At 59.2% G+C, this 19,857-nt stretch carries 17 protein-coding genes; 3 read left to right on the top strand and 14 right to left on the bottom strand.

Translation table 11 applies throughout. The features are described from left to right. The 13 genes from lpxA to rpsB all read right to left on the bottom strand — a co-directional run bounded on the left by lpxA (position 1) and on the right by rpsB (position 12,848). Positions 1 to 777, bottom strand: coding sequence for an acyl-ACP--UDP-N-acetylglucosamine O-acyltransferase (gene lpxA / locus OC605_RS25780; RefSeq protein ID WP_262140253.1), 777 nt, complete (start codon positions 775 to 777; stop codon positions 1 to 3). After that, positions 774 to 1,214: a 3-hydroxyacyl-ACP dehydratase FabZ gene (gene fabZ / locus OC605_RS25775; protein ID WP_016771469.1), complete on the bottom strand. Its 441-nt coding sequence runs from the start codon at positions 1,212 to 1,214 to the stop codon at positions 774 to 776. Before fabZ ends, lpxA begins: the two co-directional genes overlap by 4 nt. A 106-nt stretch (positions 1,215 to 1,320) precedes the next feature. After that, positions 1,321 to 2,376 carry a UDP-3-O-(3-hydroxymyristoyl)glucosamine N-acyltransferase gene (gene lpxD / locus OC605_RS25770; RefSeq protein ID WP_016771470.1) on the bottom strand — a complete coding sequence of 352 codons (1,056 nt, stop codon included), beginning with the start codon at positions 2,374 to 2,376 and terminating at the stop codon, positions 1,321 to 1,323. A gap of 3 nt (positions 2,377 to 2,379) precedes the next feature. Further along, positions 2,380 to 2,883, bottom strand: coding sequence for an OmpH family outer membrane protein (locus OC605_RS25765; RefSeq protein ID WP_003222140.1), 504 nt, complete (start codon positions 2,881 to 2,883; stop codon positions 2,380 to 2,382). Between the two features lie 45 nt (positions 2,884 to 2,928). Then, on the bottom strand, positions 2,929 to 5,304 hold the full coding sequence (bamA, locus tag OC605_RS25760; protein WP_125925190.1) for an outer membrane protein assembly factor BamA: 2,376 nt from the start codon (positions 5,302 to 5,304) through the stop codon (positions 2,929 to 2,931). A 74-nt stretch (positions 5,305 to 5,378) separates the two neighbouring features. Next, positions 5,379 to 6,731, bottom strand: coding sequence for a sigma E protease regulator RseP (rseP, locus tag OC605_RS25755; RefSeq protein WP_262140252.1), 1,353 nt, complete (start codon positions 6,729 to 6,731; stop codon positions 5,379 to 5,381). 53 nt (positions 6,732 to 6,784) lie between these two features. Next, positions 6,785 to 7,975 carry a 1-deoxy-D-xylulose-5-phosphate reductoisomerase gene (gene ispC, locus OC605_RS25750; protein WP_262140251.1) on the bottom strand — a complete coding sequence of 397 codons (1,191 nt, stop codon included), beginning with the start codon at positions 7,973 to 7,975 and terminating at the stop codon, positions 6,785 to 6,787. Continuing rightward, the gene (locus OC605_RS25745; RefSeq protein ID WP_016771474.1) at positions 7,972 to 8,778 is read right to left on the bottom strand and encodes a phosphatidate cytidylyltransferase; all 807 of its coding nucleotides are present in this window, start codon (positions 8,776 to 8,778) and stop codon (positions 7,972 to 7,974) included. Before OC605_RS25745 ends, ispC begins: the two co-directional genes overlap by 4 nt. After that, positions 8,778 to 9,533 (bottom strand): polyprenyl diphosphate synthase, encoded by a 756-nt coding sequence (uppS, locus tag OC605_RS25740; RefSeq protein ID WP_039762463.1) that lies wholly within the window; start codon positions 9,531 to 9,533, stop codon positions 8,778 to 8,780. The genes OC605_RS25745 and uppS overlap by 1 nt, the downstream gene beginning before the upstream one ends. A gap of 14 nt (positions 9,534 to 9,547) precedes the next feature. Then, a complete protein-coding gene (gene frr / locus OC605_RS25735) occupies positions 9,548 to 10,105 on the bottom strand; it encodes a ribosome recycling factor (protein WP_007954771.1) in 558 nt (185 codons plus the stop codon). After that, a complete protein-coding gene (gene pyrH / locus OC605_RS25730; protein ID WP_003222124.1) occupies positions 10,102 to 10,845 on the bottom strand; it encodes a UMP kinase in 744 nt (247 codons plus the stop codon). The genes frr and pyrH overlap by 4 nt, the downstream gene beginning before the upstream one ends. Positions 10,846 to 11,055: 210 nt before the next feature. Then, a complete protein-coding gene (gene tsf, locus OC605_RS25725; protein WP_016771476.1) occupies positions 11,056 to 11,919 on the bottom strand; it encodes a translation elongation factor Ts in 864 nt (287 codons plus the stop codon). Positions 11,920 to 12,110: 191 nt separating this feature from the next. Next, positions 12,111 to 12,848: a 30S ribosomal protein S2 gene (rpsB, locus tag OC605_RS25720; RefSeq protein WP_003222119.1), complete on the bottom strand. Its 738-nt coding sequence runs from the start codon at positions 12,846 to 12,848 to the stop codon at positions 12,111 to 12,113. Positions 12,849 to 13,221: 373 nt separating this feature from the next. Here rpsB and map point away from each other — a divergent pair, with 373 nt between their 5' ends. The 3 genes from map (at position 13,222) to dapC (ending at position 18,168) form a co-directional block, all read left to right on the top strand. Then, the gene (map, locus tag OC605_RS25715) at positions 13,222 to 14,004 is read left to right on the top strand and encodes a type I methionyl aminopeptidase (protein WP_133334983.1); all 783 of its coding nucleotides are present in this window, start codon (positions 13,222 to 13,224) and stop codon (positions 14,002 to 14,004) included. Positions 14,005 to 14,044: 40 nt separating this feature from the next. Continuing rightward, positions 14,045 to 16,747 (top strand): [protein-PII] uridylyltransferase, encoded by a 2,703-nt coding sequence (locus tag OC605_RS25710; protein WP_262140250.1) that lies wholly within the window; start codon positions 14,045 to 14,047, stop codon positions 16,745 to 16,747. Positions 16,748 to 16,968: 221 nt separating this feature from the next. Next, entirely contained in the window at positions 16,969 to 18,168 is a 1,200-nt protein-coding gene (gene dapC, locus OC605_RS25705; RefSeq protein ID WP_262140249.1) for a succinyldiaminopimelate transaminase, read from the top strand. Positions 18,169 to 18,213: 45 nt separating this feature from the next. Here the strand turns inward: dapC and OC605_RS25700 are convergent, their stop codons facing one another. Further along, on the bottom strand, positions 18,214 to 19,845 hold the full coding sequence (locus OC605_RS25700; RefSeq protein ID WP_262140248.1) for a Na+/H+ antiporter: 1,632 nt from the start codon (positions 19,843 to 19,845) through the stop codon (positions 18,214 to 18,216). Positions 19,846 to 19,857: the final 12 nt, after the last annotated feature.

The following is a 19,857-nucleotide window of genomic DNA, read 5'->3' as shown; positions in this document are numbered from 1 at the left end:
TCAGCGGGTGATGCCGCGAGTCGATGCCTGGATCGAATCGCGGAACACGGCAACTTCAGGGAACTGCGCAGACGGCTCGGCCAGTTCGGCCAGCGCCTGCTCGACCGTCAGGCCCTGGCGGTAGACCGTTTTGTAGGCTCGACGCAATGCGTGGATCGCGTCTTCACTGAAACCGCGACGGCGCATACCTTCGAAGTTCATGCTGCGCGCTTCGGCCGGGTTACCGAACACGGTGACGAATGCCGGAACGTCCTTGCCGATCGCCGTGCCCATGCCGGAAAAGCTGTGAGCGCCGATGTGGCAGTACTGATGTACCAAGGTGAAACCGGAGAGGATCGCCCAATCGTCAACGTGTACATGCCCGGCCAACGCAGTGTTGTTGACCAGAATGCAGTGATTGCCGATGACGCTATCGTGACCGATATGGGCATAGGCCATGACCAGGTTGTGATCGCCCAGGGTGGTTTCCGACCGGTCCTGAACGGTGCCACGGTGAATCGTCACGCCTTCGCGGATGACATTGTGGTCACCGATCACCAGGCGGGTTTCCTCGCCTTTGTACTTCAGATCCGGGGTGTCTTCGCCTACCGAAGAAAACTGGTAGATGCGATTGTGCTTACCAATGCGGGTCGGCCCCTTGAGAATCACGTGCGGCCCGACCACGGTACCCTCGCCGATTTCCACACCTGCGCCGATGATCGACCACGGGCCGACCTCGACGCCGTCAGCCAGAACGGCGGACGGATCGATGATTGCGCGAGGGTCAATCAAACTCATACTTTCTGTTCCGCGCAGATGATTTCTGCCGAGCAGACCGGCTTGCCGTCCACCGAAGCCTGGCATTCGAACTTCCAGATCTTGCGCTTGCAGCTGATGAAGGTCGCTTCAAGGATCAACTGATCGCCCGGCTTGACTGGCTGGCGGAAGCGCAGCTTGTCGGAACCGACGAAGTAATACAGGGTGCCGTCGGCCGGTTTGACGTCGAGCATCTTGAAACCGAGGATCCCGGCAGCCTGAGCCATCGCCTCAATGATCAGCACGCCCGGCATGATTGGATGCGCAGGGAAGTGACCATTGAAGAACGGTTCATTGATGCTGACATTCTTGTAGGCGCGAATTCGCTTGCCTTCAGTGTCCAGTTCCACCACCCGGTCCACCAGCAGGAACGGATAACGGTGAGGCAGGTATTCGCGAATCTCGTTGATGTCCATCATTTCAGGGGAAAGCCTATGTAAAGATTGGGAGCGCGACTGACGCGCACTCCTCTAGCAAATCAAGGAGGCAGTCCAGAGGCTGTGCACACTTGATATGGAAATGGTATCAGCCATCAGATGAAGCATTACCGTCAGGGGTCACTTCCCCAACGCGCTTTTCCAGCTGTTTCAACCGTCGCGCGATGTCATCGAGCTGACGGATGCGGGCCGCGCTTTTGCGCCATTCGGCCGCCGGTTGCATGGCTGTGCCGGAAGAATAGGCGCCCGGCTCGGTAATCGAGTGAGTCACCATGGTCATCCCGGTAAGGAAAACGTTGTCGCAAATATCAATGTGGCCGACCAGACCAACACCGCCGGCGAGCATGCAGTGCTTGCCGATCTTGGTGCTGCCGGAAATGCCAACGCATGCAGCCATGGCGGTGTGATCACCGACCTGGACGTTGTGCGCAATCTGAATCTGGTTGTCGAGCTTCACACCGTTGCCGATCACAGTATCGGCCAGAGCGCCGCGGTCGATGGCGGTGTTCACGCCGATCTCGACATCGTCGCCGATGGTCACGCCACCGATCTGGGCGATTTTCTGCCAGACGCCTTTTTCGTTGGCGAAGCCGAAGCCCTCACCGCCGATCACTGCGCCGGACTGAATAACCACACGCTTGCCGATGCGCACATCGTGATACAGCGTAACGCGCGGAGCGAGCCAGCCGCCTTCACCGATTTCGCTGCGCGCGCCGACTACGCAATGCGCGCCCAGCGTGACCTGTGCAGCGATGCGTGCACCGGCTTCGATCACCACGAACGGACCGATGCTGGCACTCGGGTCAACCACAGCGTCCGCCGCGATCACCGCTGTCGGATGAATCCCGCCAGCCGCTTTTGGCTTTGGATCGAACAGATGCGAAATACGTGCATAGGCCAGGTAAGGATCAGGCACCACCAGGGCATTACCGGCAAAACCCTCAGCGTCGGCTTCCTTGAGCAGCAGTGCAGCTGCTTGAGAACCGGCCAGGTATTTGCGGTATTGGGGATTTGCCAGAAAGCTCAACTGAGCTGGGCCAGCCTCTTGCAAAGTGGCTAGCCCAGTAATTTGCCTCTCGGGGTCGCCACGCAGGGTGGCGCCGAGGTGCTCGGCCAACTGGCCGAGCCTGATAGTCACGGTCATGGGTTACTTCAGCTGATTCATGCGCTCGATAACCTGGCGCGTGATGTCGTACTGAGGTTTGACATCGATGACTGCGCCACGCTCGAACACCAGGTCAAAACCACCTTTCTTGATGACTTCTTCCACGGCGCTGTCCAGTTTCGGCTTCAGTTGCTTGAGCATTTCACGGTCGGCAACGGCTTTGGCTTCATTCAGTTCCTTGGACTGGAACTGGAAGTCACGAGCCTTTTGCTTGAATTCCAGCTCCAGACGCTCACGCTCGCCCTGCTGCATCTTGTCACCACCGGCCATCAGACGGTCCTGAATGCCTTTGGCGCTGCTTTCCAGGGTTTTCAGCTTGGTCAGTTGCGGACCGAACTTCTTCTCTGCATCCACCGCGTACTTCTTCGCCGCGTCGGATTCCAGCAGAGCCATCTGATAGTTCAGCACGGCAATTTTCATGTCGGCGAACGCCGGGCCTGCCACCAGTACGGAGGCCAGGAGAACCAATTGAGTCAACTTACGCACGATGCACTCCTACAAAATCCATTGTCGTTATCTTGGGTCAGACGCTTAGAACGTCTGGCCGAGGGAGAATTGGAACACTTGAGTTTCAGCGTCATCCGGTTTCTTGATCGGCATCGCCAGGGCGAAGCTCAACGGCCCCAGTGCGGTGACCCAGGTCACGCCGACACCGACGGAACTGGCCATGTTGCTCAGGCTGATGTCGTTGCACTTGGTGTTGGACGACGAACCATTGGCGTTCGTAGTGTCCTTGCACTGCGAGTCAAAGACGTTACCGACATCCCAGAAGACCGAAGTACGCAGGGAACGCTGATCCTTGACGAATGGCAGCGGGAACAGAACTTCTACACCGCCCTGGATCAGGACGTTACCACCGAACGGCAGCGGATCCTGGTCCGGGTCAGCGATAGTGCCAGGGTTGTTACCACGGCTCGGCGTACTGCGCGGGCCAAGGGTGCTGTCCTTGAAGCCACGAACCGAGTTGAAACCACCGGCATAGTAGTTTTCATAGAACGGCAGACCATCGGTCGAACCGTAACCATCGCCATAACCGAGTTCGGAGTGCAGGCGCAGTGTGTAGTTTTCGGTGATCGGCTGGAACAGCTGACCACGGTAGTCAAGTTTGAAGAACGACAGGTCGCTGCCCGGAATGGTGGTTTCCAGGGTCAGGCTCTGGGAACGACCACGGGTCGGCAACACGCCTTTGTTCAGGGTCGACTCGGACCAACCGGCCGAGGCCTTGAAGTTCAGGTAGTTGTCGCCTTCCTTCTCGACGAAATCGAAAATCTCGTCAACGGTGTAGCGACCGGTGTTGATCTTGTCCTGCTGGGCAGACAGACCGAACGTCAGACGCGAAGTCTCACTGATCGGGTAGCCGACGTTCACGCCCGCACCGAGGCTGTCTACCGCATAGCTGGAAATATCGGCATCGAGTTCATCGTAATCGGTGGTGCGATAGAACGCGTTGTAACCCAGGCTCACGCCATCGGCGGTCCAGTAGGGGTCCACGTAGCCGAAGTTGTAGCGGCTCTGGTATTCGCTGCGGGTCAGACCGATGCTGACGCGGTTACCGGTACCGAGGAAGTTGTTCTGGGTGATCGAGCCACCGAGGATCAGACCGGCGCTCTGGGCGAAACCAACGCTGGCAGTGATCGAACCGGAAGCCTGTTCTTCAACGGCGTAGTTCACATCAACCTGGTCGTCGACACCTGGCACGGCCGGGGTTTCAACGTTGACTTCCTTGAAGAAGCCCAGGCGCTCCAGACGGGTCTTGGACTGGTCGATCAGGTAGGTCGAAGCCCAGCCACCTTCCATCTGACGCATTTCACGACGCAGCACTTCGTCTTCGGACTTGGTGTTGCCACGGAAGTTGATGCGGTTGACGTAGGCACGCTTGCCCGGATCGACAGCGAACAGGATGTCCACAGTGTGGTCATCATCGTGCGGCTGAGGCACGCCGTTGACGTTGGCGAAGGTGTAGCCCTCGTTACCCAGACGACGAGTGATCAGCTCGGAGGTGGTGGTCATCAGCTTGCGCGAGAACACCTGGCCCTTCTGCACCAGCAACAGCGACTTGATCTGTTCTTCAGGGACTTTCAGGTCACCGCTGAGCTTGACGTCACGAACGGTGTACTTCTCGCCTTCGGTGACGTTGACAGTAATGTAGACGTGCTTCTTGTCCGGGGTAATCGATACCTGGGTCGAAGCGATGTCCATGTTGATATAGCCGCGGTCCAGATAGTAGGAACGCAGACGCTCCAGGTCACCGGAGAGTTTTTCGCGGGCATATTTGTCATCGTTCTTGAAGAACGACAGCCAGTTGGTGGTTTTCAGTTCGAACAGGTCAGTCAGGTCTTCCTCAGGGAAAACCGTATTGCCTACCACGTTGATGTGCTGGATGGCGGCAACGGTGCCTTCGTTGATCTTCACCTTCAGACCCACGCGGTTACGCGGCTGCGAAACCACTTCGGTATCGACGGTAGCGGAGTAACGACCCTGGGCAACGTACTGACGCTGCAGTTCGTTACGCACACCCTCAAGGGTAGCGCGCTGGAAGATTTCGCCTTCGGCCAGACCGGATTGCTTGAGGCCTTTCATCAGGTCTTCAGTGGAAATCGCCTTGTTGCCTTCGATTTCGATACTGGCGACCGATGGACGCTCGACCACGGTGATGACCAGAACGTTGCCTTCGCGGCCCAGCTGGATATCTTGAAAGAAACCGGTTTTGAACAACGCACGAGTGGATTCCACCAGGCGACGATCATCCGCCTGCTCGCCGACGTTCAACGGCAAGGCACCAAAGACGCTACCCGCGGAGACCCGCTGGAGGCCATTGACGCGAATATCAGAGATAGTGAAGGACTCGGCGTGAACTTCGGCGATCATCAATACGGTGAGAACCGCAGTTAGCAGCAGACGTTTCATGAAGTCCTTTCTTATTCCAACTGGCAATAAACAAACTGCCGCAAAATGCGGCAGATTCGCAATTCAGCGAAGCGTTACAGTCGACCCAGATCGTTGACCAGAGCAAGCAACATCACCCCGACCACCAAACTGATACCGATCTGTATCCCCCAACCTTGCACCCGATCCGACAAGGGGCGACCACGCACCCACTCGATCAGATAAAACAACAAATGCCCCCCATCCAGTACAGGAATGGGCAGCAAATTCAGAACCCCCAGGCTAATACTCAGATAAGCAAGGAAATTCAGGAAATCAGCGACGCCCGACTGGGCAGAAGCGCCCGCCACTTTAGCAATGGTTATCGGTCCACTCAAGTTTTTTACCGAGAGCTCGCCGAACAGCATTTTCTTCAGTGAATCCAGCGTCAGAATGCTCATGGTCCAAGTGCGACGGGCACCCTCGCCAATCGCGGCCAGCGGACCATAACTGACCTCGCGGATCATTTCCGGCGGCCAGTCGATGGCTTTGACGCCAGCGCCCAGATAACCGCTTGGCGCTTTGCTTTCACCGCGCGCCGCCAGGGTCACAGGGACGTCGATTTGAGCATTGTCGCGCTCGATGCGCAGCATGATTTTGGTATCAGGACGCGTACGAACGGTATCAACCACCTGCTGCCAGTCACTCAGCGGCTGACCATCAAGCGCCAGCAAGCGATCGCCGGTTTTCAGCCCGGCGGCCTGGGCCGGACCTTTCGGGTCCAGCTCGGCAAGCACCGGCGGCAAGGCCGGACGCCAGGGACGAATGCCCAGCGAGCGGATCGGATCCGGCTCGTCGGCCCCTTTCAGCCAGTTATCCAGTGCCAGCGTGCGCGGCGACTCGGCAGTCGAACCCTGCTCGCGCACCAGCAATTGAATCGCACCGCTCTCACCGAGACGACGCACCAGTTGCAGATTGACCGCAGCCCAACCGGACGTTGGCTCGCCATCGATCGAGACGATCTCCTGACCAACGTTCAGACCAGCCTTGGCGGCAATGCTGCCAGACTCGACTGCGCCGATGACCGGACGCACCTGCTCGCTGCCAAGCATCGCCAGCACCCAGAAGAACACCAGCGCCAACAGGAAGTTGGCAATAGGACCGGCTGCAACGATGGCGATACGCTGACGTACCGATTTGCGATTGAACGATTGATCGAGCTGATCGACCGGCACTTCGCCTTCGCGCTCATCGAGCATCTTGACGTAGCCGCCCAGCGGGATCGCGGCGACCACAAATTCAGTGCCTTGCTTGTCGTGCCAGCGCAGCAACGGCATGCCAAAGCCCACGGAAAACCGCAGAACCTTGACGCCACAGCGACGCGCGACCCAGAAATGGCCGAATTCGTGGAAGGTGACCAGCACACCCAGGGCGATCAGGGTGCCGGCAATCATATAGAGCGCGCTCATCTACTTTCTCCGCAATCCTGTTCAGTGTCGCGTGTCGCCATTGTGTTGCAAAACTATCGGCCGTGCCGATTCAACCATTGCTCGGCCAGCACTCGCGCTTTCGCGTCCGCCGTAAACACGGCGTCGAGATCATTCAGCGCAACCACCGGCTGCAGATTCAGGACTTCCTCGATGATACTCGCGATTTCCAGGTAGCGAACCCGTCCGTCGAGAAACGCTGCCACGGCCACTTCATTGGCCGCGTTGAGCATCGCCGGCGCGCTGTCGCCGGCTTCGGCCGCCTGACGAGCCAGACGCAGGCAGGGGAAGCGGCTTTCATCGGGCGCTTCGAAATCCAGTCGCGCGATGGCAAACAGATCCAGTGGCGGTACGCCGGAGTCGATGCGCTCCGGCCAGGCCAATGCGTTGGCGATCGGTGTGCGCATGTCCGGGTTACCCAATTGCGCCAGAACCGAGCCATCCACATAGTCGACCAGAGAATGGATCACGCTTTGCGGATGAATTACCACTTCGACCTGAGACGGTTTGGCATCGAACAACCAGCAGGCTTCGATCAGTTCCAGACCCTTGTTCATCATGCTTGCCGAATCCACGGAGATCTTGCGCCCCATGGACCAGTTCGGATGCGCGCAAGCCTGTTCCGGCGAAACATGCGCCAGCTCGGACATCGGCGTCTGCCGGAAAGGACCGCCAGAGGCCGTCAGCAAGATCCGCCGCACACCCACCGAGCTCAAGCCGCGGGCGAAATCCGCGGGCATGCACTGAAAAATCGCGTTGTGCTCACTGTCGATCGGCAGCAGTACCGAACCGCTTTTGCGCACGGCCTGCATGAACAGAGCGCCGGACATCACCAGCGCTTCCTTGTTGGCCAGCAGAATCTTCTTGCCCGCCTCGACCGCCGCCAGTGTCGGACGCAAACCCGCCGCACCGACAATGGCCGCCATGACCGCATCGACTTCAGGCGCGGAGGCGACCTGACACAGGCCCTCCTCGCCTACCAGCACACGAGTCGGCAAGCCGGCTGCACGCAAGTCATCCTGCAAACCGCGCGCTGCGGCCACTTCAGGCACTACGGCAAATTGCGGCACATGGCGTACGCACAAGGCGAACAACTGACTAAGGCGCGTGAAACCACTCAATGCAAAAACCTGATAACGCTCAGGATGACGGGCAATCACATCCAGAGTGCTCAGACCGATCGAACCGGTCGCACCCAACACCGTAATCTGCTGGGGACGACTCACGGTGCGGCCATCCAGAGCAATACGGCGAACACCGGAATGGCTGCGGTCAGGCTGTCAATGCGGTCCAGCACGCCACCATGGCCGGGCAGCAGATTACTGCTGTCCTTGATGCCGGACTGGCGCTTGAACATGCTTTCGGTAAGGTCACCGACCACGGAAATGAAGACGATCACTGCCGCGCCGATCAGGCCTTTGAGCAGCTCGGCCACGGTCCAGTCGCGCACCAGCCCGACGATCGCGGTAATCACCAGACTCAGCGCCAGACCACCGTAAACGCCTTCCCAGCTCTTGCCCGGGCTGACCTGCGGCGCCAGCTTGCGCTTGCCGAACTTGCGCCCGGAAAAATAAGCGCCGATGTCCGCGCCCCAGACCAACACCATCACCGCCATGATCAACCAGTTACCCAGCGGATATTGCTTGATCTGCACAAGCCCCTGCCACGCAGGCAGCAGGATCAGCAGACCAATCAGCAGTTTGGTCGCCGCAGTAGACCAATGCGCGCTGGAGCGTGGATACGTCAGCACCAGATAAGTCGCAATCGCCCACCAGATCACCGATGCACCGAGCACCCAAGGCGCAAGGCCCGGCAGCACATACATGACGAACAGCATCAAGGCGACCACGGCGGCAAAGCCGACGCGGAACGATTGTGCGGTGAAGCCGGCCAGACGCGCCCATTCCCAGGCACCGAGGCTCACCACCAGGCCAATGAACAGCGCAAAGCCGGCACCTTTGAGCAGGAAAAACCCGCACAAGGCAATCGGCAGCAGGATCAGTGCAGTGATGATTCGTTGTTTAAGCATTAAACCCGGGCTCCAGCTTCGACCTGTTCGCTCGTTTTACCGAAGCGACGCTGGCGCGAAGCGAAATCGGCCAGCGCAGTGCGCATGGCTTCGTGTTTGAAGTCCGGCCAGAACAGGTCGGAGAAGTACAGCTCGGCGTAGGCCAGCTGCCAGAGCAGGAAGTTACTGATGCGATGCTCGCCACCGGTGCGGATGCACAGGTCAGGCAACGGCAGATCGCCGGTGGCCAGACAGGTTTGCAGCAGATCCGGGGTAATGTCCTCCGGGCGCAAGTGCCCGGCCTGGACTTCACGCGCCAGACGTTGCGCGGCCTGAGCGATATCCCACTGGCCGCCATAATTGGCTGCGATCTGCAGGACAAAGCGGTTGGCACCGACCGTCATGGCCTCAGCCTCGCGCATCGCCGCCTGAAGCTCAGGGTGGAAGCGCGAGCGATCGCCAATGATGCGCAGGCTGATGTTGTTGTCGTTGAGGCGCTTGGCCTCACGACGCAAGGCCTTGAAGAACAGGTCCATCAAGGCACTGACCTCATCGGCCGGGCGCTGCCAGTTCTCACTGGAGAAAGCGAACAGGGTCAGGACTTCGACCTTGGCCTCAGCGCACACCTCGATCACCGCCCGCACAGCATCCACGCCCGCTTTATGCCCGGCGACACCCGGCATAAAGCGTTTTTTCGCCCAGCGATTATTGCCATCCATGATGATCGCGACATGGCGCGGCACCGCGGACGGCGCAGTCTGCTTGGTCTTGTCCATTTAAAGCTCGACCCTTATACGGCCATCAGGTCTTTTTCTTTCTCGTCCGTGGCCTTGGTGATCTGGGCCTCGGATTCTTTGGTCAGCTTGTCGATATCGGCGATGGCACGACGCTCTTCGTCTTCGCTGATTTCCTTGTCCTTGACCAGTTTTTTCAGCTCACCCAAAGCATCGCGACGGATGTTGCGCACGGCTACGCGCGCGTCTTCCGCTGCGCTGCGCGCCTGCTTGGTGAAACCTTTGCGCGTTTCCTCGGTGAGGGCCGGCATCGGGATCAGCAGCAACTCGCCCAGGTTGGTCGGATTGAGGTTCAGCCCGGCGCTCTGGATCGCCTTGTCGACGGCAGCGAGCATGTTGCGCTCGAACGCCACGACCTGCAGGGTGCGCGAATCTTTCACGGTGACGTTGGCAACGCCGCTCAGCGGAGTGTCAGTGCCGTAGTAAGGCACCATTACACTGCCGAGGATGCTCGGGTGAGCCTTGCCGGTACGAATCTGGCCGAACGCGTGGTTCAGAGATTCCAGGGATTTCTGCATACGCGCTTGGGCGTCTTTCTTGATTTCGTTGATCATTGTTGGCCTTCCTCGATCAATGTCCCTTCAGCGCCGCCGTGCACAATGTTCAGCAGGGCGCCGGGCTTGTTCATGTTGAATACGCGCAGCGGCATCTTGTGATCGCGGCACAGGCAGATGGCAGTCAGATCCATTACGCCCAGCTTGCGATCCAGTACTTCATCATAAGTCAGATGATCGAACTTCTCGGCATGCGGGTCTTTGAACGGGTCTGCGGTGTACACGCCGTCAACCTTGGTGGCCTTGAGCACAACGTCGGCGTCGATTTCGATTGCACGCAGGCAGGCTGCCGAATCCGTGGTGAAAAACGGATTGCCGGTACCAGCCGCGAAGATCACGACGTCCTTGGAGTTCAGGTGGCGCATGGCTTTGCGGCGATCGTAGTGATCGGTCACACCAACCATGGAAATGGCCGACATGACGATGGCCGAGATATTGGCACGTTCCAGCGCATCGCGCATGGCCAAGGCGTTCATCACAGTGGCCAGCATGCCCATGTGGTCGCCCGTGACCCGATCCATACCGGCCTTGCTCAGGGCTTCGCCCCGGAACAGGTTGCCACCGCCGATCACCAGACCGACCTGGACGCCGATGCCGACCAGTTGGCCGACTTCCAGCGCCATGCGATCCAGAACCTTCGGATCGATCCCGAACTCTTCCGAGCCCATCAGGGCCTCGCCGCTAAGCTTGAGTAGAATGCGTTTATAGCGAGCCTGATAACCACTGCCCTGCTGAGCCATTGCGAATCTCTCCTGCGGCGTATTTAAAATTCTTTGCGAGCTGTTTACAGCTGGCGTTCACTCTAGCTTGGCGCTGCTGCAGCGCCATCGGAACATGGCTTTGTAAGTCAGTTCCGGGTGGAAACCAAATAAAAAATTGGCAACCCCATCTGAAAAGAGGCTGCGCGCGTTAGCGGGCAGCCTCTTTCGGGCGACAGTTGAAAAACCGTCTTATTGCTTGGCGGCAGCCAGCTGGGCAGCAACTTCTTCAGCGAAGTTGTCGACCGGCTTCTCGATGCCTTCGCCTACTTTGAAGTAGGTGAAGGAAACGATTTCTGCGCCGGCTTTCTTGGCCAGTTCGCCAACCTTGACTTCAGGGTTCTTGACGAACGCCTGCTCGACCAGGCTCGCTTCTGCCAGGAACTTGCTGATACGGCCTTTGACCATGTTCTCAACAATGTTTTCTGGCTTGCCTTTGATCTTTTCTTCGTTCAGCTGCAGGAACACAGCCTTCTCACGCTCGATCGCTTCGTCGGAGACTTGCGAAGGCAGCAGGAACTCAGGATTGCTTGCAGCAACGTGCATAGCGATGTCTTTGGCCAGCTCGACGTCACCGCCTTTCAGGACAACAGCAACACCGATCTTGTTACCGTGCAGGTAGGTGCCGACAACGTCACCTTCTACGCGTACCAGACGACGGATGTTGACGTTCTCGCCGACTTTGGCAACCAGCGCTTCACGAGCCGATTCCTGAGCGGCGATCAGCGGAGCAGCGTCGGTCAGTTTTTCGTCGAAAGCTTTTTCTACGCTGGCAGCAACGAAGTTCTTGAAATCGTCTTGCAGGGCCAGGAAGTCGGTCTGCGAGTTGACTTCCAGCAGCACGGCTGCCTTGTCATTCGATTTGATGGCGATTGCGCCTTCAGCGGCAACGTTGCCAGCTTTTTTCGCAGCCTTGATGGCGCCCGAAGCACGCATGTCATCAATGGCTTTTTCGATGTCGCCGTCAGCCTTTTCCAGGGCTTTCTTGCAATCCATCATGCCTTCGCCGGTACGCTCGCGCAGTTCTTTGACCAACGCTGCAGTAATTGCTGCCATTTTCAAATTCCTCTTGGATAGGTTTTCAACCATTCCACCCGATCGAACGGGCGTTCAATTCTTCCCGAACCACCCATGTTGGCTGCCGCACATGACAAATACAGACGTGGGCGCCGACAAATGGTTTTCGAGGTGGCAAAAAGGGGGCCAAGCCCCCTTTTTGCTTACTGAGTCAACGCCAGGGGCGTCGATTACTCAGCTGCAGCCTGAGTTTCTTCAGCTGCGAATTCAACAGTACCGCCAGCAACGTTGTTGCGACCGCGGATAACTGCGTCAGCCATCGAACCCATGTACAGCTGGATAGCGCGGATGGCGTCATCGTTGCCCGGGATGATGTAGTCAACGCCTTCCGGGCTGCTGTTGGTATCGACAACGCCGATGACCGGGATGCCCAGCTTGTTGGCTTCGGTGATCGCGATGCGCTCGTGGTCAACGTCGATCACGAACAGTGCGTCTGGCAGACCGCCCATGTCCTTGATGCCGCCCAGCGAACGATCCAGCTTCTCAAGATCACGGGAGCGCATCAGCGCTTCTTTCTTGGTCAGCTTGGCGAAAGTACCGTCTTCGGCTTGAACTTCAAGGTCACGCAGACGCTTGATGGAAGCACGAATGGTCTTGAAGTTGGTCAGCATGCCGCCCAACCAGCGGTGATCGACGTACGGCGAACCGCAACGTGCTGCTTCTTCAGCAACGATCTTGCCAGCGGAACGCTTGGTGCCGACGAACAGAATCTTGTTTTTGCCCTGGGCCAGACGCTCTACGAAAGTCAGAGCTTCGTTGAACATTGGCAGGGTTTTTTCAAGGTTGATGATGTGAATCTTGTTACGCGCGCCGAAAATGTACTTGCCCATTTTCGGATTCCAGTAACGGGTTTGGTGACCGAAGTGCACACCGGCCTTCAGCATATCGCGCATGTTGACTTGGGACATGATAGTTCCTTGATAAGTCGGGTTTGGCCTCCACGTATCCCAATGACCAACCAGAGGCGTAAAGCCCAAGGCACCCAGGTCATCGTGTCGACACGTGTGTGGATTTAAGCTTTTCGGGGCATCCCCGGAAAGCGGCGCATTTTATACCACAGGGTGCGCAGAAACGGAACCCGGAATCTGTATTCGCACCAGGGACACGGGCGCAGCCCCCTTGGAATCGGCTCGATGGGCACCATTGTATAGATAGAAGCTGGACATGCAGGCGCGGATTTGCGCCTCCCGTCTGGTAGAATCGCGTTTTTCAGGGTCGCAAAATGTACGCTTGCCACCCAATTCGTATCCGTAAGCGCCGCCGAGCGCAGAGAGAGCCTGTATGACCGTCAACCTCAAAACCCCCGAGGACATCGCTGGCATGCGTGTCGCCGGCAAACTGGCCGCCGATGTGCTGGAAATGATTGCCGAACATGTCAAACCGGGCGTGACCACCGATCAGCTCAACCAGATCTGCCACGACTACATCGTCGATGTGCAGCAAGCGATCCCTGCACCGCTCAACTACAAGGGCTACCCGAAGTCGATCTGCACCTCGATCAACCATGTGGTCTGCCACGGCATCCCGAACGACAAACCGCTGAAAAACGGCGATACCCTGAACATCGACGTCACGGTGATCAAGGACGGTTACCACGGCGACACCAGCCGCATGTTCCACGTCGGCGAAGTGCCGGTCTGGGCCGAGCGCCTGTCGCAGGTCACCCAGGAATGCATGTACAAGGCGATCGAGATCGTCAAACCCGGCTGCCGCCTCGGCGACATCGGCGAAGTAATCCAGAAGCACGCAGAAAAGAACGGTTTCTCGGTGGTACGCGAGTTCTGCGGCCACGGCATCGGCAAGGTCTTCCACGAAGAACCGCAGATCCTGCACTACGGTCGTGCCGGCACCGGTATGGAACTGAAGGCTGGCATGACCTTCACCATCGAGCCGATGATCAACCAGGGCAAGGCCGACACCAAGGTTCTCGGCGACGGCTGGACCGCGATCACCAAGGATCGCAAGCTCTCGGCACAGTGGGAACACACCCTGCTGGTCACCGAGACCGGCTACGAGATTTTCACTTTGCGCAGCGATGACACCATCCCGCGCATCTCGGCCTGACACCCAGAACGCTCCCAGCCTATAGAAGGAAAGCCAATCGATGCCGCAGGTGGATCCCGAACTCTTCGACCGCGGCCAGTTCCAGGCTGAACTGGCCCTCAAAGCGAGTCCCATCGCGGCGTTCAAGAAGGCGATCCGCCAGGCCCGCGAGGTCCTCGACACGCGTTTTCGCAATGGCCGCGACATCCGCCGGCTGATCGAGGACCGCGCCTGGTTTGTCGACAACATCCTGCAAAAGGCCTGGGAGCAGTTCAACTGGAGCGAAGACGCCGACATCGCCCTGGTGGCGGTGGGCGGCTACGGTCGCGGCGAACTGCATCCATACTCCGATATCGATCTGCTGATCCTGCTCGACAGTGCCGACCACGAAGTTTTCCGCGATTCCATCGAGCGCTTTCTGACGTTGTTGTGGGACATAGGCCTGGAAGTCGGCCAGAGCGTGCGCTCGGTCGACGAATGCGCAGAAGAGGCCCGCGCCGACCTGACCGTGGTCACCAACCTGATGGAAAGCCGCACCATCTGCGGCCCCGAGCGTCTGCGCCAGCGCATGCTCGAAGTGACCAGCACCGCGCACATGTGGCCGGCCAAGGAGTTCTTCCTGGCCAAGCGTGCGGAACAGAAAGCACGTCACCACAAATACAACGACACCGAGTACAACCTTGAGCCGAACGTCAAAGGCTCGCCCGGCGGCCTGCGCGATATTCAAACCATCCTTTGGATGGCGCGGCGTCAGTACGGCACCCTGAACCTGCGCGCCCTCGCCGGCGAAGGGTTTCTGGTAGAAAGCGAAAACGCCCTGCTCGCCTCCTCCCAGGAATTTCTCTGGAAAGTTCGCTACGCCCTGCACATGCTAGCCGGCCGCTCCGAAGACCGCTTGCTGTTCGATCACCAGCGCACCATCGCCGGCCTGCTCGGTTTTGAAGGTGATGATGCCAAACAGGCGGTCGAAGCTTTCATGCAGCAATACTTCCGCACGGTGATGAGCATTGCCCAGCTCAGCGATTTGATCATTCAGCACTTCGAAGAAGTCATCCTCGCCCCGGAAGACGAATCGCCCCCGCAGCCGATCAACGCCCGCTTCCAGCTGCATGACGGCTACATCGAAGCGCGCAATGACAACGTGTTCCGCCGCACGCCGTTCGCCATGCTGGAAATTTTCGTGCTGATGGCCCAACAGCCGGAAATCAAAGGCGTGCGCGCCGACACCATTCGCCTGCTGCGCGAACATCGTCATCTGATCGATGACAACTTCCGTAACGATATCCGCAACACCAGCCTGTTCATCGAGCTGTTCAAGTGCAAGATCGGTATCCATCGCAATCTGCGGCGGATGAACCGTTACGGCATTCTCGGGCGCTATCTGCCGGAGTTCGGTTTTATCGTCGGGCAGATGCAGCACGACCTGTTCCACATTTATACGGTCGATGCGCACACGCTGAATCTGATCAAACACCTGCGCAAACTTCAGTACACCCAAGTGTCGGAGAAATTTCCGCTGGCCGCCAAACTCATGGCCAAGTTACCCAAGCCTGAGCTGATCTACATGGCCGGCCTGTACCACGACATCGGTAAGGGCCGGCATGGCGATCACTCGGAGATTGGCGCGGTCGATGCCGAGGCGTTCTGCCAGCGTCACCAGTTGCCGGTGTGGGACAGCCGCCTGATCGTCTGGCTGGTGCAGAACCACCTGGTGATGTCCACCACCGCACAGCGCAAGGATCTGTCGGACCCGCAGGTGATCCACGATTTCGCCCAGGCGGTCGGCGACGAAACCCGCCTCGACTACCTCTACGTGCTGACCGTAGCCGACATCAATGCGACCAACCCGACGCTCTGGAATTCATGGCGCGCCAGCCTGCTGCGCCAGCTTTATACCGAGACCAAGCGCGCCCTGCGCCGGGGTCTGGAAAATCCGGTGGATCGCGAAGAACAGATCCGTCAGACGCAAAGCGCCGCGCTGGACATTCTGGTGCGCGGCGGCACAGATCCGGACGACGTCGAGCAGCTGTGGGCGCAATTGGGCGATGACTATTTCCTGCGTCACACCGCCGGCGATGTAGCCTGGCACAGCGATGCGATCCTGCAGCAACCGGTGGATGGCGGGCCGCTGGTGCTGATCAAGGAAACCACCCAGCGCGAGTTCGAGGGCGGCACGCAGATCTTCATTTATGCACCGGACCAGCATGACTTCTTCGCCGTAACCGTGGCGGCGATGGACCAGCTCAACCTGAACATTCACGACGCCCGGGTCATCACCTCGAGCAGCCAGTTCACCCTCGACACCTATATCGTGCTCGACAACGAAGGCGAATCGATCGGCGACAATCCGGCTCGGATCAAGCAGATCCGTGAAGGCCTGACCGAAGCGCTGCGCAACCCGGACGACTACCCAACGATCATCCAGCGCCGTGTGCCGCGCCAGCTCAAACACTTCGCCTTCGCCCCGCAAGTAACGATCCACAACGACGCCCAGCGTCCGGTGACCGTGCTGGAACTGACGGCGCCAGACCGGCCGGGCCTGCTGGCGCGGGTCGGGGGGATTTTCCTCGAGTTCGACCTGTCGCTGCAGAACGCCAAGATTGCGACCCTGGGTGAGCGCGTGGAAGACGTGTTCTTCATCACCGACGCGCACAACCAGCCGCTGTCCGATCCGCTGCTGTGCAGCCGTCTGCAGGATGCGATCGTCGAACAGCTGAGCGTCAATCAGGAACCGGATATCAAACTTTCGCGGATCAGTATCTGAATCACCCGTTTATCCCTGTGAATGCAGCCCATGCTTTCCTCCGGTACATACAATCCCCTGTGGCGAGGGGATTTATCCCCGTTCGGCTGCGAAGCAGTCGTAAACCTGTGTATGCGGACATTCAGTTGAACCGCAGTGAATGGTTTTGCGGCCGCTGCGCAGCCCAACGGGGATAAATCCCCTCGCCACAGAAAGCTCTTGAGCATTTAAAAGAGGCCCCCATGAACAACGCTCTGAACCAGCTCCAGCCGTACCCGTTCGAAAAGCTCCGCGCCCTGCTCGGCAGCGTTACGCCGAACCCGGACAAGCGCCCGATCGCCCTGTCGATCGGCGAGCCGAAACACCGTTCGCCGAGTTTTGTCGCCGAAGCGCTGGCGAACAATCTGGATCAGATGGCCGTGTACCCGACCACTCTCGGCATCCCGGCCCTGCGCGAAGCCATCGCCGGCTGGTGCGAGCGGCGCTTCGGTGTGCCGAACGGCTGGATCGATCCGGCGCGCAATGTGCTACCGGTCAACGGCACCCGCGAAGCGCTGTTCGCCTTCACGCAGACAGTGGTCAACCGTGGCGACGATGCGCTGGTCGTCAGCCCCAACCCGTTCTATCAGATCTACGAAGGCGCGGCGTTCCTCGCCGGGGCCAAGCCGCATTACCTGCCGTGCCTGGATGAAAACGGCTTCAACCCGGACTTCGACGCAGTAGCGCCGGAGATCTGGCAGCGTTGCCAGATTCTGTTCCTGTGCTCGCCGGGCAATCCGACCGGCGCGCTGATTCCGGTCGAGACTCTGAAGAAGTTGATCGCCCTGGCTGATGAGTATGACTTCGTGATCGCCGCCGACGAGTGCTACAGCGAACTGTACTTCGACGAACAAACCCCGCCGCCCGGCCTGCTGAGTGCTTGCGTTGAACTGGGGCGCAATGACTTCAAGCGCTGCGTGGTGTTTCACAGCCTGTCCAAGCGCTCCAACCTCCCGGGTCTGCGTTCAGGCTTCGTTGCCGGCGATGCCGACATCCTCAAAGGCTTCCTGCTCTATCGCACTTACCACGGCTGCGCGATGCCGGTACAGACTCAACTGGCCAGCGTTGCCGCGTGGAATGACGAAGTGCATGTGCGCGCCAACCGTGCGCTGTACCGCGAGAAGTTCGATGCGGTGCTGAACATTCTCAGCCCGGTCATGGACGTACAGCGCCCGGACGGCAGCTTCTATCTGTGGCCGAACGTGCAGGGCGATGATGCGGCGTTCTGCCGCGATCTGTTCGAGCAGGAACACGTGACCGTGGTGCCGGGCTCGTATCTGTCTCGCGATGTCGATGGCGTCAATCCTGGCGCCGGGCGTGTGCGCATGGCGCTGGTCGCGCCGCTGGCGGAGTGCGTTGAAGCCGCCGAACGGATTCGTGACTTCATCACCCGCCAGAAGTGATGGCGGAGCGCTTGCGGCAGCCCCCTGCTGCAAGCGCTCAAGCGGTTATTTGACCTGCCCCAGATTGGCCTCGCTCAAATCCAGCTCACCCAGCACTTCTCTGAGCACGTCATCACCGATCTGATGCTGACGACTGAGGCTGTAAAGTTCCAGGCGTTGCGCGCGCAGCGCTTTCAAGCGCAAACGCCGTTCAAGCAGATCCATCTGAAATGCCAGCGCCTGGGCTTCAGCGGAATCGTTGAAAACGTCAAGTTGATGGCGATATTCGGACATGATCCGCGCCTTCAGCTCCGCCGCCAGCGCCGCCTGAGCGGCATCCTGTGGGACCACTTCTTCGCTTTCCAGCGAGCGAATCGCCGCGTCGGCGGTCTTGCGCCAGGCGTCGCGCACTTCCTGACGACGCTTGTCGTCGGGACTTTTGTCGATGCCGCGCAGCAGCAAGGGCAGCGCGATACAGGCCGAGACCAGCGACAGCAGAATCACCCCGGCAGCAATGAAGATCAGCAAGTCGCGCTCAGGAAAAGCCTCGACGCCGATCAGCATCGGCACCGACATCACGCCCGCCAGCGTCACCGCCCCGCGCACACCGCCCACCGTCAGCAACCAGCATGAACGCGCCGTCGGCACTTGCGTCAGCTCGCCCTTGCCGCGCAGTCGGCGCAGCAACACCGACAAGCGCCAGATGCTCTGCACCCAGATGAACCGCAGCAGCACCAGCGCGACGAAGATCGCCAGCACATCGAGGCAGCGATAGAACAGCGTCGGCCACAGCGTCGGCTCATGGCTGACCACAGCTTTGATGATGTCTGGCAATTGCAGGCCAAGCAGCAGGAAGATCAAGCCATTGAACGCAAATTCGAGCAGCGCCCAAACGCTGCGATTAAGCAATCGCGTGCTGGTCTGGCGTGGCAGCAGGTCGAGCCAGCTCTGCATCATCCCCGCCGCCACAGCGGAAAGAATGCCTGATGCGCCCAAGCGCTCGGCCAATACATAAGCGGCGAAGGGCAGCAGCAACATGAACACTACGTGAGTAGCCGGATCATCCCAGCCACGGGCGATCATCCACGCGCGCAAGCGTCCGACCAGCCAGCTCAGCGCCACCCCGACAGCCAGACCACCGAGCGCTACCGCAAAAAACGTCAGACTGGCGTTGGTTAGCGAGAACACACCCGTGACCGCAGCAGCGAGGGCGAACTTGAAGGTCACCAGGCCTGAGGCATCGTTCATCAGCGCCTCGCCTTGCAGCATGTGCATCAGCGGCGTCGGCAAGCGGTTCTGCGCAATCGCTGAAACCGCTACGGCGTCGGTTGGCGACAACACGGCCGCAAGGGCGAAGGCTACCGGCAGCGGAATCGTCGGCAACAGCCAATGAATGAAATAGCCGGCACCGACCACGGTGAACAGCACAAGGCCCACGGCCAGGGTCAGTATCGGCCCGCGCAATTGCCAGAGCGCGCGTTTGGGCATGCGCCAGCCATCGGAAAACAGCAGCGGCGGCAGGAACAGAAACAGGAACAATTCGGGATCGAGGGCGACGTGCAGGCCAAGCGTCGGCCAGGCGAGCAAGGCACCGGCAGCAATTTGCACCAGCGGCAACGGCAGCGGGATGACCCGCCCGACCAGTCGCGAGACGCTGACCAGCATCAGCAGGATGAGGACGGTGTAAGCAGTTTGCATAAAACCAAAATC

The organism is Pseudomonas sp. Marseille-Q5117 (assembly GCF_946901175.1).
GTDB lineage: Bacteria > Pseudomonadota > Gammaproteobacteria > Pseudomonadales > Pseudomonadaceae > Aquipseudomonas > Aquipseudomonas iranensis.
Note: the sequence above shows the minus strand (reverse complement) of the source record. Positions and strands in the feature narration are given on the sequence as shown.